Origin of the sequence: Tardiphaga sp. 619_E2_N8_4, from assembly GCF_051810905.1 — a bacterium.
Lineage (GTDB): Bacteria > Pseudomonadota > Alphaproteobacteria > Rhizobiales > Xanthobacteraceae > Tardiphaga > Tardiphaga robiniae.
Genome location: NZ_JBPWQJ010000001.1, coordinates 2,222,495 through 2,235,568 on the forward strand (window position 1 = coordinate 2,222,495; position 13,074 = coordinate 2,235,568).

The 13,074-nt window shown below is 60.9% G+C and carries 13 protein-coding genes and 1 tRNA gene; 3 read left to right on the forward strand and 11 right to left on the reverse strand.

The window, feature by feature from the left end:
• Positions 1-55: 55 nt before the first annotated feature.
• Entirely contained in the window at positions 56-259 is a 204-nt protein-coding gene (locus AB8A23_RS10565; protein WP_068734860.1) for a cold-shock protein, read from the forward strand.
• 182 nt (positions 260-441) lie between these two features.
• Here AB8A23_RS10565 and AB8A23_RS10570 read toward each other — a convergent pair whose 3' ends face one another.
• From AB8A23_RS10570 to AB8A23_RS10580, 3 genes are all read right to left on the reverse strand, one after another.
• A complete protein-coding gene (locus AB8A23_RS10570) occupies positions 442-618 on the reverse strand; it encodes a hypothetical protein (protein ID WP_158596714.1) in 177 nt (58 codons plus the stop codon).
• A 114-nt stretch (positions 619-732) separates the two neighbouring features.
• Positions 733-2,031 carry a glycoside hydrolase family 130 protein gene (locus AB8A23_RS10575; RefSeq protein WP_120286999.1) on the reverse strand — a complete coding sequence of 433 codons (1,299 nt, stop codon included), beginning with the start codon at positions 2,029-2,031 and terminating at the stop codon, positions 733-735.
• 42 nt (positions 2,032-2,073) lie between these two features.
• Complete coding sequence (locus tag AB8A23_RS10580; RefSeq protein WP_120286998.1) at positions 2,074-4,350, reverse strand: glycosyltransferase family 4 protein; 2,277 nt, start codon at positions 4,348-4,350, stop codon at positions 2,074-2,076.
• Between the two features lie 298 nt (positions 4,351-4,648).
• Between AB8A23_RS10580 and AB8A23_RS10585 the strand changes: the two genes are divergently transcribed.
• Positions 4,649-4,777 (forward strand): hypothetical protein, encoded by a 129-nt coding sequence (locus AB8A23_RS10585; protein ID WP_439059814.1) that lies wholly within the window; start codon positions 4,649-4,651, stop codon positions 4,775-4,777.
• Between the two features lie 120 nt (positions 4,778-4,897).
• Positions 4,898-5,089 carry a hypothetical protein gene (locus tag AB8A23_RS10590; protein ID WP_120286997.1) on the forward strand — a complete coding sequence of 64 codons (192 nt, stop codon included), beginning with the start codon at positions 4,898-4,900 and terminating at the stop codon, positions 5,087-5,089.
• A gap of 279 nt (positions 5,090-5,368) precedes the next feature.
• On the opposite strand, the gene AB8A23_RS10595 is transcribed toward AB8A23_RS10590, so the two are convergent.
• From AB8A23_RS10595 to AB8A23_RS10630, 8 genes are all read right to left on the reverse strand, one after another.
• A tRNA-Gln gene (locus AB8A23_RS10595) sits at positions 5,369-5,443 on the reverse strand.
• Positions 5,444-5,752: 309 nt separating this feature from the next.
• A complete protein-coding gene (locus AB8A23_RS10600) occupies positions 5,753-7,411 on the reverse strand; it encodes a urocanate hydratase (protein ID WP_120286996.1) in 1,659 nt (552 codons plus the stop codon).
• A gap of 19 nt (positions 7,412-7,430) precedes the next feature.
• Entirely contained in the window at positions 7,431-8,519 is a 1,089-nt protein-coding gene (locus AB8A23_RS10605; protein ID WP_120286995.1) for an S-methyl thiohydantoin desulfurase domain-containing protein, read from the reverse strand.
• Positions 8,520-8,583: 64 nt separating this feature from the next.
• Positions 8,584-9,963 (reverse strand): dihydroorotase, encoded by a 1,380-nt coding sequence (locus AB8A23_RS10610; RefSeq protein WP_120286994.1) that lies wholly within the window; start codon positions 9,961-9,963, stop codon positions 8,584-8,586.
• A gap of 64 nt (positions 9,964-10,027) precedes the next feature.
• Positions 10,028-10,687: an amino acid ABC transporter permease gene (locus AB8A23_RS10615; protein ID WP_120286993.1), complete on the reverse strand. Its 660-nt coding sequence runs from the start codon at positions 10,685-10,687 to the stop codon at positions 10,028-10,030.
• Positions 10,687-11,388, reverse strand: coding sequence for an amino acid ABC transporter permease (locus AB8A23_RS10620; RefSeq protein ID WP_199711958.1), 702 nt, complete (start codon positions 11,386-11,388; stop codon positions 10,687-10,689). The genes AB8A23_RS10615 and AB8A23_RS10620 overlap by 1 nt, the downstream gene beginning before the upstream one ends.
• Before the next feature lie 3 nt (positions 11,389-11,391).
• The gene (locus tag AB8A23_RS10625) at positions 11,392-12,153 is read right to left on the reverse strand and encodes an amino acid ABC transporter ATP-binding protein (protein ID WP_120286992.1); all 762 of its coding nucleotides are present in this window, start codon (positions 12,151-12,153) and stop codon (positions 11,392-11,394) included.
• On the reverse strand, positions 12,150-12,983 hold the full coding sequence (locus tag AB8A23_RS10630; RefSeq protein WP_120286991.1) for a transporter substrate-binding domain-containing protein: 834 nt from the start codon (positions 12,981-12,983) through the stop codon (positions 12,150-12,152). The genes AB8A23_RS10625 and AB8A23_RS10630 overlap by 4 nt, the downstream gene beginning before the upstream one ends.
• Positions 12,984-13,074 lie beyond the last annotated feature (91 nt).

Below are 13,074 nucleotides of genomic sequence, written 5' to 3' on the forward strand. Positions count from 1 at the left end.
GACTCCTTCCTGAATTCAGGGTTGCTATCGTTGAGAGACAACCGGGAGAACTGAAGTGACCACTGGCGTAGTAAAATGGTTCAATGCGACGAAGGGCTTCGGCTTTATCCAGCCGGACGATGGCAGCAAAGACGTCTTTGTTCACATCTCGGCCGTCGAGAAGGCGGGGCTGAGCACTTTGAATGAAGGGGCCAAGGTCAGCTTTGAGGAAGTGGCCAACCGTGGCAAGACGTCGGCAGAAAACCTTCGGGTTGGCTGATCGGGCCTCTTTTGCCTGGCGCCGCAAGTCTGGTGGCGCCCGGCTGTCGGCCAAATGACCACATAACTGGCAGCCCGTCGGACTTGTCCCGGCGGGCGTTTCGCGATGATTTCAGCGGCCGGTTGGTGTCGCGTCGGCTTTCGCGAATGATGGTCAGGAATGCTCGTTTGGGCCAAGTAAATTCAAGCTGCCGTGCAGCTATCCATATCGTTGTGCATGATTGTCTGGCTGGCGCGGCTATCCCATTTGACCGTGACGCTACTCCAGTCCTTGGCGATGACGGTGCCAAAGTCATTTTTATCGTTCTTCCAAAAGACTGTCGTTCCGAGAACGAGCGCCCTTGATTTTTCACCGGTCACTGTGCGTCTCCCAAAAGTTCTACTTGCCGTTTGGTGAAAGATGCCGGCCACGGACGAGCTGGTCGTGCTGAGAAGCCACATCCAATTGCCTTTACGGTAAAGCTAAGCCAGCTCTTATTTGTCCATCGCTGCGAGCAGGCTTCTTATATCGATCGTCGCGATGTTCGAGTAACTGTCCGAAATCGCATACGGGAAGATAATTTGATCGCCATGCCGCATTGCGCCGCATGTATAGACGACGTTCGGCACATATCCTTCGCGCTCGGACGGCGCAGGTCGAAGGAGCGGTTCGTCCAGGCGCCCCAGCACCTTCGTCGGGTCGTTTTTGTCGAGCAGTGCTGCTCCTATCGAATACTTGCGGACCGGGCCGACTCCGTGGGTCAGCAATAGCCAGCCCTCATCTAATTCGATAGGTGAGCCGCAGTTGCCGATTTGAATGAACTCCCAAGGGGCGGCCGGCTTCAGGATCGGCGTGCCGCCATCCCATGTATAAAGATCATCCGAATAGATCAGGTAGAGGTTTTCATTGTCTTGCCGCGCGATCATCGCGAACCGCCCGTCGATTTTCCGGGGGAAAAGTGCCATGCCCTTGTTATGTGATGCGCTACCTCTGAGGGCTGAAAAGCGAAACGTGACGAAGTCGGACGTCTCGATGATCTCCGAGCGGATCGTCCTGCCGCTATAGGCCGTGTAAGTCGCGTAGTAGACTGTTCGCTCGGAATGCTCGAATTTCACGAAGCGCGCATCCTCGATGCCGTTCGATTGCGACTCCGTAATCGGAAAAATGACCCGCTCGCTGATATCCTCGCTGCTACGAAACGTGACGGCGACATCCTCGCCGCCAGGCCCAGACCCGAGGTGTTGAACTGCTGGATTTGATGCGAGGCGTGCGGTCGGATCGATGCTCACGGTTCCGTCGGTATCCACAAGGCCCGTGCGAAATGTCAGGGATGACACATGGCCTTCTCCGACGGCGCGCAGGCTGAGGATGAAGCGCAGGGCGCCGGCCGTCGTTCCCGATTGATCGGGGTGAGGCACGATGCTCGGATTGAAGAGTGCCGATGCTTCAAACGAGTATTCACTCAGGAAATAGGCGCCGACTAGCTGACGCTGAATCGTCGTGAACCGGCTATGGCCGTGGAATGCATCTTCCATTTCGTCAGCGCGGGCCTCGAATGTCTGAAGCAGATTCCGGTGGCGGCCCAGAAAGTTTTCAAGCACGTCGGCCAACTGATGCTCTGCCTGCTCGGGACTGAGCGCAAGAATCCGGTCGACAATATGATTGGCGCGCGTTTTATCTGTCGGATTGAGATCGCGTGGCTCCGTCGCAGGTTTAAACGGCCGTACGATGACTCGGGACGCATCGGGCCGGAGATAGAGCGCCTGGCGATTCAGTATCGGAGATGAGGGCAAAAGGAATCTCAATTATCTGCTGAGAGAGGGAGTGCAACGTAATCAGGCCACGCGGGTCGCGGACTTGGATTGATCCTCGGCGATACGTGCCATGTGCCGAATTTCGGATAGTCCGAGCAGGTAGGATACGACTGACTCGCCACCGCGGTTCTCATTCGCACGGTCCGGATGGAGTCCGTCACGACAGCTTCCTGTCTCAAGATCGACGAGCGGGATAGAAAGGTCATTGCTGCCGAGGAACCATGCGAAGACCCGGGCGGCTTCGCTCTTCCATTCAATGTTTTGGTCGGCGCGCCATGCCGCAAGGCTGGCCGCGATGGTGGCGGCAGCCTCGACAGGCTGTTGGTCGAAGCTGCGTGGCTGGCGCCGGACGTCGTGAAATCCCTCCGTGCCCACCGGCCTGAACTGACCGCTGGCCGAGGTTTGCTGTGTCAGCAGCCAGCGTAGGCTTCTCAGCCCGGCATTGAGATAGTCCGGCCGTTTCATCGCAGTGCCGGTGAGAATCAAGGCTTGGCAGAGTCTAGCGTTGTCATAGGAAAGTCCGTCTTCGAACCACACCCAATCGCTCGTCTCGACTTTCTCAAGAAGCGAGACGAGCCTGTTGGCCAGAGCCGTCCGGATTGCATTGGCACGGCTATTGTCGGTGACGATCGTGCAATACGCATCGAGTCCCAGCAATACGAACGCCCAGGCACGGGGCGAGAGGAAATCGCCGACCTTTGGCAAGGCCTCGGCAAAGAGGGCTGCGGCCCAGGTCCGCCGAGAGGGGTTCGCATCCGAAAGAGCGCAAACGCCCAGCGCCCAGAGCGTGCGCCCATGACTATCTTCCGATCCGCTTTCTTCCAGCCAGCTGCGATCGAAAGCCATGAAATTTCGAAACCGGTGCGTCTCAGGATTCCACGCATGCTGGACGAAAGCTGCAAAGCGGGAGGTCAGGACCTCCGACAGACGCAGTTCTCCTGGAGTGTTCAACGCGCATGCCAGCAGCAGCGCGCGGGCATTGTCGTCGATGCAATAGCCATGCAAGCGATCCGGAACACTGTGAACCGCATGCTGGAGCAACCCGGTGTCGTCGCACATCGACAGGAAGTGACCAATCTGCATCTCGGGAGGCGCGCGACTATCTCGCAGGAGCGTACTCGTATCCGACTTTGCAATGGTCTTGAGCCGGTGGCGGCGACCCGCGTTCTCGAAAACGGACATGTATCGCTCGGCCGTCCGTTCCCACGTCATGGAGCGGCTGCTGGCATAGGCGCGCTTGCGCATCGCTTGGCGCAGTGGCGCATTGATCAGGAGCTTTTCGATCTCGACGCCGATCGCATTCGCATCCGCGAACGGGACGATAATGCCGCGGCCATCGGCAAGCAGTTCGCGGGCATGCCAATAGGGAGTCGATACCACAGCCTTTCCCAAGCCAAAACTATAGGCCAGGGTGCCTGACGTCATCTGAGATTCGTTTAGATAAGGCGTGACATAGACATCGCACATCGAGATGAAATCGAGCAGGGTCTCTTGGTCAACGAAACGATCAAGGAAGACCACGTGATCCGCGACGCCAGCTTCGCGGGCCCTTGCAATGAGGGATTCGCGATAGGCCTCACCTTCGTCATGTACCAGATTTGGATGAGTTGCGCCCAATACGACATAGACCGCACCCGGACAGGTGCTCAGGATGGACGGCATCGCATCGATCATGAATTCGATGCCCTTATTGGGCGAAAGCAGGCCGAAAGTCAGAATGACAGACCTGCCGGCAAAGCCGAGCCTCGTTTTTGCATCGTCGGGCTCCACAAAAGCGAATTCCGGAATTCCATGTGGAATGATCTCGATCTTCTCTTCGGCGACCTGATAGATGGTTCGAAGCAGTTCCCGACCTTTCTCCGCCATCACCACCACTTTCGACGACATCTCGACAACGCGTGTGAAGACATCCTTTTGTGCGACGGTGGGCTCTGCAAGAACCGTATGGAGTGTCGTCACGATCGGCATCTTGAGCAGCGAGAGAAGCTGGATGATATCGCTCCCGGCTTCGCCGCCGAAGATACCGAATTCATGTTGAAGCGACACCACGTCGAAATGACCGTTGTTCAGGAATTCCGCTGCACGTATGTAGTCGTTGATCAGCTCGTCATTGATCTGAATGCCAACGGTGGCTGGATAGTCGTAGAAATGACCATGATCGGTCATCGCCACGATGATGGTTTTGGAGTCTGCGCGGGCGGCCGCTACTGCGCTTTGCAGATCGGTAGTGAACGTGGCGATCCCACATCGGCGTGGAAGTGAATTGCCAATGAATGCAATGCGGCTGAACACCGTCAATCTGCTGCCTCGCGATTTCAATGTTGAAAGGGCAATCGCTCAAAATTGGCAATGCTGCGCCAGCCGCGGCATATCGGACAATTTCGTGACAAAAGCAGCGCGCGCTCGGCAGGGACCATCAGGGTCATCAATGCGCGCGAGCGCAGGGTGCGCTCTTTCTTCGCGAATAGCCATCAGTATCTTCGAGGGCTGGGAGTTGGAACAAGTCGGTGGGAGGTTAGCGAGAGAGCGGTGATAATAAATCGGTCTTTCAGTGCCAGCCGTGGTAACGCTCGGGCTCACATAGCGGGAGTACGATATGGCCAAGGGAAATCGCGAAACCAAGAAACCGAAGAAGGTGCCGGTCAAGACGATCGCTGCTGCAGAGAGCCTCAAGGGTGGCGGTCCCAAGATCATGCCGGCACTGGCGGCGGTCAGAAAGAAATAGTACCACTCCTCGCGCGGTAGCACTGCACGCTTCCCGTCCGGCGTTGAACAGAGGGCTCGCTCACGCGGCGACGATGCGCCAACGTTACGTCATCGAAATGTTCACAGATCGAGGAAAGACATGTCGATCAAGTCGACCATTCGAGATGCATACGGCACGCCTGCGATGTTCGCCGGCTCCAAGACAGGGCAGGAAGATGCACCGTTTGTTTTCATCAATGTTGGCGGCGAGGAGCGCCGGATGAGATCTACCGAGTGGGAGGCGCTGCCGCCATGGCTAGGCGAGCGCCCGGCCTGGGCAGGCAAAGGCTGACATTCAAGATCTTTCCTCGTCCGCTGGAACGGCGACTTGTCGGGCTTAAACAATACCAACGAGAAAATGTGAGGCCCTGCAGTAGCGGGGCCTTTTTACTGGAGGGCCCCATGGCCGATGGCACAGCTCTATCCGCACCGTCAGCATCTCTTCGGAGGCTTCAGGTCTGACCTTGTCGGCGACCCGCAAGCGGCACGCGCACAAGCTGGCGAAGCAGGAAAGCTGTTCAGAACGAAAATGGCGTCAAGTCGATAAGTTATTGAAATCGCTTGTTAAAAATGGCTGGGGCGGGAGGATTCGAACCTCCGCATGGGGGAATCAAAATCCCCTGCCTTACCACTTGGCGACGCCCCAAAGGCCAAGGCGGTAAAGGGCGGGCTGGGCCCGCGGATCGCTTTGGCTCCGCCGGTCTATAGAGAGAGCTCCGCAATTTCAACCACCTGACAGCGGTGTTCCCCGCTTCTGGAAGCGACTGACTTTTGTGCAATTGGGGTGTCGGCGTCTGCCGGCGCGCGTGAGCCCCTGACGCACTGAATTTTCCGATTTTCGCGGTCGCATATTGGGCGATAGGGCCTGTGAGCTGGCGCGAAGCGAAGTTCCCAAAGCTTGTCCGCGGGCGGGCTCTCGCCCAACACGCTATAGAATGTGTTCGGAACGACCGTTCTAGAGTTGTATATGCGGGATGTGCTTGAGCGAGACCTCGTCGACGGCCTCGCCATACCCCGCATCCGCGTAGCGGATGACGCCGAGGCCCGTGTCGTTGTCGAGGCTCATGGCGAGTCGTTCTGCCGCGGCGGCCGTGCCGTCGGCGATCAGGGTGACGCCGGCGCTGGTCATGTAGCCGGCATAGCCGCCGCCGCCGGAATGAACGGCGACGAGATCGGCCTGGGATGAACACAGCGCCATCGCGTCGAGCAGCGGCCAGTCAGCGATGGCATCCGAGCCGTCGCGCATGTTCTCGGTCATGATGTTCGGATGCGCCATGCCGGCGGCGTCGAGATGATCGCGCGAGAAGGCGACCGGTCCCTTGAGCGTGCCATTGGCAACGAGTTCATTCACGCCCAGCGCCAGTTCACTGCGCTCGCCATGACCGAGCCAGGCGATGCGTGCCGGCAGGCCTTCGAAAGGCACATACTGGCGAGCGAGCTTGATCCAGTTCGAGACGATCTGATTGTTGCCGAACAGGCGCAGCACGAGATCGTCGATGGCAGCGATATCCTTGGGGTCGCCCGAAAGCGCCATCCAGCGGAACGGACCGATGGCGCGCGCAAATAGCGGGCGCAGATAGGCTTCCGTGAAAATGGGGATGTCGAAGGCATTCGCGACGCCGCCTTCCTTGGCGTGGGTCCGAATGAGGTTGCCGTTGTCGAACACTTCCGCGCCGCGCGCCTGAAAGGTCAGCATGGCGCGCACATGGTCGACAATCGACGCACGGCTCTCCGCCATCAACTGTTCCGGCGCTGACTTGCGCATGACGCGCGCTTCCTCGAGCGATCGGGTCCGGGGTACATAGCCGAACACTAGATCGTGCGCTGCGGTCTGGTCGGTCACCACATCGGGGATGATGCCGCGCCGGGCGATTTCCGGATAGATATCGGCGGCATTGCCGACAAGGCCGACCGACAACGCGCGGCGCTCCGCCTTCGCGGCGGCGATCATCTCCAGCGCAGAATCAAGATCGGGGGCGATCACTTCGAGATAACCGATCTCCTTGCGCTTGCGCGCGCGCTCCGGATCGATGTCAACGGTGAGGATCGCCGCACCGGCCATGCGGCCTGCGAGCGGCTGCGAACCGCCCATGCCACCGAGCCCGGCTGTCAGCACGAAGCGCCCAGCGAGGGTGCCGCCGAAGCGACGTTCGGCGATACGCATGAAGATCTCGTAGGTGCCCTGAATGACGCCCTGCGAGCCGATATACTGCCAGGCGCCGGCCGTGAGTCCGCCCCAGCAGATCAGGCCTTTGCGCTCGAGCTCGTAGAAGATCTCAGCCTTCGCCCATTGGCCCACGATGTTGCAATTCGCCATGATCACCAGCGGCGCCTTGGCGTGCGTGCGCAGCAGGCCGACCGGCTTGCCGGACTGGATGACGAGCGTCTGGTCTTCCTCCATGGTCGTCAGAGCCTGCACAATCGCCTTGTGTGCTGGCCAGTTACGGGCCGCGCGCCCCAGTGCGGCATAGACAACCAGGTTCGACGGATCCTCACCGACCGCGAGCACGTTTTCCAGAAGGCGCAACAGACCTTCCTGCCGCCAGCCCTTGGCGCGCAGCTTTGGGCCGCCAGGAATCGGAAAATCGGGGTGCCGTGGATTCGCTGATGTCATGACGGACTCCTGCGATGTCTCAGGCCAGTGCGTAGCGCGCGATCTCGATGCCCATGGCGCGTTCGACGGAGGGATAGACCGCCGGATCCTTGACGCTGGAGGCAAGCGGAATGATCGTCTTCGGCACATGGAACAGATGCACGTTCATGCCGACTTCGAGATGGCCGACGCTCATCGGCTCGGCCTCGTCGGACAGTGTGGCGATGATGTCCGGGAAGGTCGCGAGACGCTTACCATTTGCATCGACGATGGCCATGTATTCGTTCATCACATGCAGCGTGATGGCGCGGTCGCCTTCGCCGATGGTTAGGGTGCCGATGTCGAAGGCTTCCGGTGTGTAGACCACATTTTTTGCGGTGATCTTGCCGCTGCCGAGGATGGAGCCACCGGTGTCCTTGCAGATCGCGTCGATCACGGCAGTCGCTCCTTTCGGCTCGGCGGCGAGGATGGCTTCACCGAGGCGCAGCGCGAGCGAGATGCCGCCCAAAGCGGCGTTGTCGCGCACATAGGACGCGCGCACCGGATTGCGGCAGGAGGCAATGAAGCCGCCGGACATATCGCCTGCGGTACGCAGGATCGGCGATACCTTGGCGGTGGCGCCGCGTACGGTGAGTTCGATGTAGCGGTTCTCGGCGCGGTTGCCGCCGGCGGCGGTCTGGATCATCGGCTCGGGCGAGCCGGCGAGACCGATCGATCCCATGTCGCCGGTCGGATGTGCGCGCATGTCGCCGACGGCATCGACCACCTTGGTGCCGAGCAGGGCCGATGGTAGCCACGCATTCATGGTGGACGACTTGCCATTCTGGCCGATGATGAGGCCTTTCAGCGGTTCACCCAGCGCGTCCTGCAGCAGTTGCACGGCGCGGACGTAATCCTTGCCCTGCATCTCCCAGGCGGTGGTCGACGCCGGCGCGCCGATCGCAGCGGCTGTGGCGACCCAGTCGTCATCGTCGAGTTCGTCGATCGACACGAGCTCAGGCTTGCCGACGAGAATCGCGGCGCGGCCGAGCATGCGCCCGTGATCCGCCCAGCCGCCGCCACCGGCAGCATAGATACCGCCGCCGCGCACGGCGGCTTCAATATCGCGTTCGGTCAGAATACGTCCCATCGGAATGTCTCCTCGGCAGATGTTCTTGTGTTCGATACGTGGTCGGTGATCGGAACGGCGGGCGTCACGCCACCGGCAGTCGTTCCGAGAGAAGCAGCGGTGGCCGCACGAATTGTCCGCTGCCGGGTTCGGCGAGAACCTTGCTGCCATCGAAAGCAAGCTGGCCGCGCACGTAGGTCGCAGCCACGGTCCATGGCAGCGTGATGCCGTTATAGGGCGACCAGCCGACCACGTTGTTGCCGCTTGCCGCGCCGTCATAGACGATGGGCTTATCCACCAGCACGGTGATGTCGGCGTCGAGGCCGGGCGCCAGCGCGCCCTTGCGATCGTCGATGCGGAAGTGCCGCGCCGGATTGAACGACATCAGCTTCGCGGCATGGGTCAGCGGCAGCTTGCGTTCGACGAGGCCCTTTACCAGCAGCGGCACCATGGCTTCGAGGCCGGGGACGCCAGACGCGTTGGCGAGCATGTCCGGATTGATCTTGCGATCTTCCGACCAGCTGACGTGATCGGTCGAGACCAGCGAGACGCGTCCGGCTGCAAGCTCTGCCCAGAGCGCCTCGACATCGGCACGCGGACGCACCGGCGGATTGATCTTGGCCTTGCCGCCGAGGCGGGAGACGTCATTCTCCTCGTCGAGCACGAGATAGTGGATGCAGCATTCCACCGTGGCGTGATGACCCTCGGAGCGATACCACGCCGCAATGTCATAACCGCGTGCGACAGAACAATGCACCACATGAGCGGGACAACCGGTCTCGGCGCCGGTCTCATAGATCTGCAGCATCGCGAGGATTTCGGCGAGCGGCGGGCGCGACATGGCATGCGCGCGCCAGTCGGTAATGCCTTTTGCCTTCACCTTGGCGACGGCATCGCGGATGAATTCGTCGTCCTCGTTGTGGACGCCGGCGGCTAGGCCGGTCGGCGCAATGGCGGCGAAACAATCGGCGAGCAGCGGCGCGGGGATGCGCGGAAAGCGCTTCGGGTCAGTGCCGAAGGTGGAGAACTTGAAGGCAGCGACACCGGCCTTGGCCTGTTCGGCGATGCGTGCCGGACCTTCTTCGGGGTCGATGGTGCCATAGAGCGCGAAATCCACGCGCGCCTGTTTGCTCGCATGGGCAATCTTGCGCTCGACCGCAGCAGCCGAGCAGACCAGATCGCCTTCATCATAGGGCATGTCGACGATGGTGGTCACACCGCCGGCTGCGGCGGAGCGCGTCGACCAGATGAAATCTTCCTGATTGCGCTGCGACAGCGAGTGCACCTGCGCGTCGATGGCGCCCGGCAGGATCATGCCGGACTTGAAATCCTGCCGCTCGCGCGCGGCAGGCGGCGTGCCTTCCCCGACGGCACCCACGCGCCCGTCACGGACCGCGACCCAGCCGTTCTCGATGATGCTGTCGTGACCGATCACCTTGCCGGTGAGAACCAGATCGAAATCCATGTGCAACTCCACATTCGCCGCCGGCGAGCCGGCTTGTCGTGATGGTCCCGCGGGACCGTGTGTCCTAGAGCCTGTGCTCCAGCCGCGCGATCAGCCGCACGACTGGTAACAGCAAGAGCAGATAGATGATGGCCGCGAGGATCAGCGGCGATGAGTTGTAGGTGAGCGAGCGCGCCAGATTGGCGGAATGCAGCAGCTCCGGCACCGAGATGACGCTGGCCAGCGTCGTGAGCTTCACCAGCTCGACCGTGTTCGAGAGCAGATCGGGCAGCACGTTGCGGATCGCCTGCGGCAGCGTCACGTAAAGCAATGTCTGTGTGGCGGAGAGTCCGGTGGATCGTGCGGCCTCGCGCTGGCCCTTCGGCACGCTAACCATGCCGGCGCGATAGATCTCGCCGTAGTAACTTGCCGAATTGATCAGGAAGGCGACGGCCACAGCCACCAGCGCGGGCACGCGCAGCCCGATAAAGGGCAGGCCCGCATAGACGAAGACCAGCAGCACGAGCGGCGGAAAGGCGCGAAAGAAATCGACGGCGGCGATCGCCGGCCAGCGCAGCAGGCGATAGGAGCTGGTGGTCAGCAACATCACGAGGATACCGCTGACGAGGCCGATCGGGATCAGGAACGAGCATAGCAGAAGCGTCTGCAGCAAGCCCTGCAGCAGGAACGGTGCGACCTTCGCCATGACGTCGAGATTGAAGAATTCCTGGGTGAACTGCTCCATCAGTGCTCACCCCACCGATAGTTGCGTTCGAGCGTACGGGAGGCGATAACCAGTGGAATGAAGACCAGCACGTAAAGTAGCGCGCCCATCGTCAGCGGCGTCGCATTGGCGGACATCGACAGCGCGGAATTGGCGCGGCCAAGAATCTCGTTGACACCGATGGCGCTGCCAAGCGCGAGGTTCTTGGTGATGGAGATCGCGCGGTTTGTGAGCGGCGGAATGCCGAGGCGGACCGCCTGCGGCAGGATCACATAGCGCAGCGTCTGAGCGAAGGTGAGCCCTGTTGAGCGCGCGGCCAGCCACTGGCCCTTCGGCACTGAGGTAATGCCGGCCCAGAAGATCTCTTCGGCAAAGGCCGCAAGCACCGCGCCGAGGGACATCCACAGCACGATGAGGCTGGGCAGGACGATGCCGATATTTGGGAAGCCGAAGAATAATACCAGGATGATTGCGAGCGGCGGCAGGGAGCGGAAAATGTCGACGAACACGATGATGAGGAAATTGACCGGCTTCCAGCCGATCGCCCGGAGCGCCGCGAGGCCAAAGCCGGCACCGATACCGGTGATGACCACTGCGAGGCCGGCGAGAATGGTAACGCCGGCGCCCTGCAAAATCTCCCAGCCGTACTTCATCGCGATATCCGCATTGAAGAAGGTGAAGACGAAGCGGTCCCAGTTGCTCATCGCGTCGGCGGCGGTCATGACCTAGTGCCTGATCTGCGCGAGGAAACGTTTGGTGCGATCTTCCTGCGGCCGGAGGAAAACGTCTTCGGCACTGCCTTGCTCGATGACGAGACCGCCATCGAGGAACACCACCTTGTCGGCGGCCTCGCGGGCGAAATTCATCTCGTGGCTGGCGATCACCATGGTGATGCCGCGGGCACGCAGATCCTTGACGACGGCGAGCACGCTGCCGACCAGTTCCGGATCCAGCGCCGAAGTCGGCTCGTCCATCAGGATGATCTTGGGATTGAGCGCGAGCGAACGTGCAATGCCGATGCGTTGCTGCTGGCCGCCGGAGAGTTGTGCAGGATAGGACGCTGCCTTGTCGGGCAGGCCCACCAGCGCCAGCATCTCCGCGGCACGGGCATTGGCGTCGGCTGTGCTCATGCCGGCGACCTTGCGCAGGGCCAGCGTGATGTTCTTCTGTACAGTGAGGTGCGGATAGAGGTTGAAGCTCTGGAACACCATTCCGATCTGTCGCCGTGCGGCATTGATATCGGTGCGCGGCGACAGGAGGTCGACATTGTCCATGATGATGGAGCCACCATCCGGCTCCTCCAGACGATTGCAGCAGCGCAGCAAGGTGCTCTTGCCCGAGCCGGATGGGCCGATCAGAAAGACCAGCTTGCCTGGCTCGACCAGAAGATCGACGCCCTTCAGGACTTCGGTGGTGCCGAAGCTCTTCCGGACGCCGCGTGCTTCGAGCAAATAGCGGGGCACGGGCGCTGCTGCTGCCGAACTCATGAACAGGTCGGCTTCTGCTCGGTCGCGTCATAGCCGGCAACGCCTGGTGCGCCATAGCCGGGATAGATGGTAGTGGTCGCCGATCCGGCCTCGGGCTCGACACCGAACCACTTCACGTAAAGCTTCTTCAGCGTGCCGTCCTGCTTCATGCAGACCAGTGCGTCTTCGAGCTTGTTGCGCAATTCGGTATTGCCGTTGCGCAGCGGCATGCTCCAGACGAGGCCCGTCTTGTAGAGAAAGGCATTCTTCAGCCGCGGATTGTTCTTCACGATCCAGGCAACGACGGTGGCGGCCGAGATGTTGGCGTCGGCACGGCCGGCGAGCACGGCTTGCGCCGCGTCGGTGCTGGTGGCGAAGGATTCCGACTTCCAGCCATATTTGGCGGCGTTGTCGTTGACCCATTTCTCGTAGATCGCGCCTTTCTGCACGGCGATGGTCTTGCCGGAGAGATCTTCGAGCTTGGTGATGGGAGGTGCCGAAGCCAGCGTCATGAAACGATAGTCGGCGTCGACGAAGCCTTCCATGAACAGTAACTGCTGCGCGCGCTCGGGCGTGACGGTGACCACAGCAGCGAGGAAGTCGTAGGTGCCGGCCTGAAGTGCCGGAATGAGACCGGCGAATTGCGCGCCTTCCACCGTGATCGGGCGTTTGATGCGCTTCGACATTTCATCAACGACGTCGATATTGAAGCCTTCAAGCCCGCCTGACAGTTTGGGCATGGCATGCGGCGCGAAGGTCGAGTCGATCGCGGACTTCAGCGGTTCCTGAGCCTGAGCGAGTGCGGGACTGGCCAAAGCCAGAAGCCCGGCGGCAAGGATCATTGCTTTCATCGAACACCTCCATTGGTGCGGCCAGGCCAAGCCGGCAGCTGGCTCCGCGGTCCTTGTCATGAAGGCTAACGCAATTGCGCATCGGGGGGAT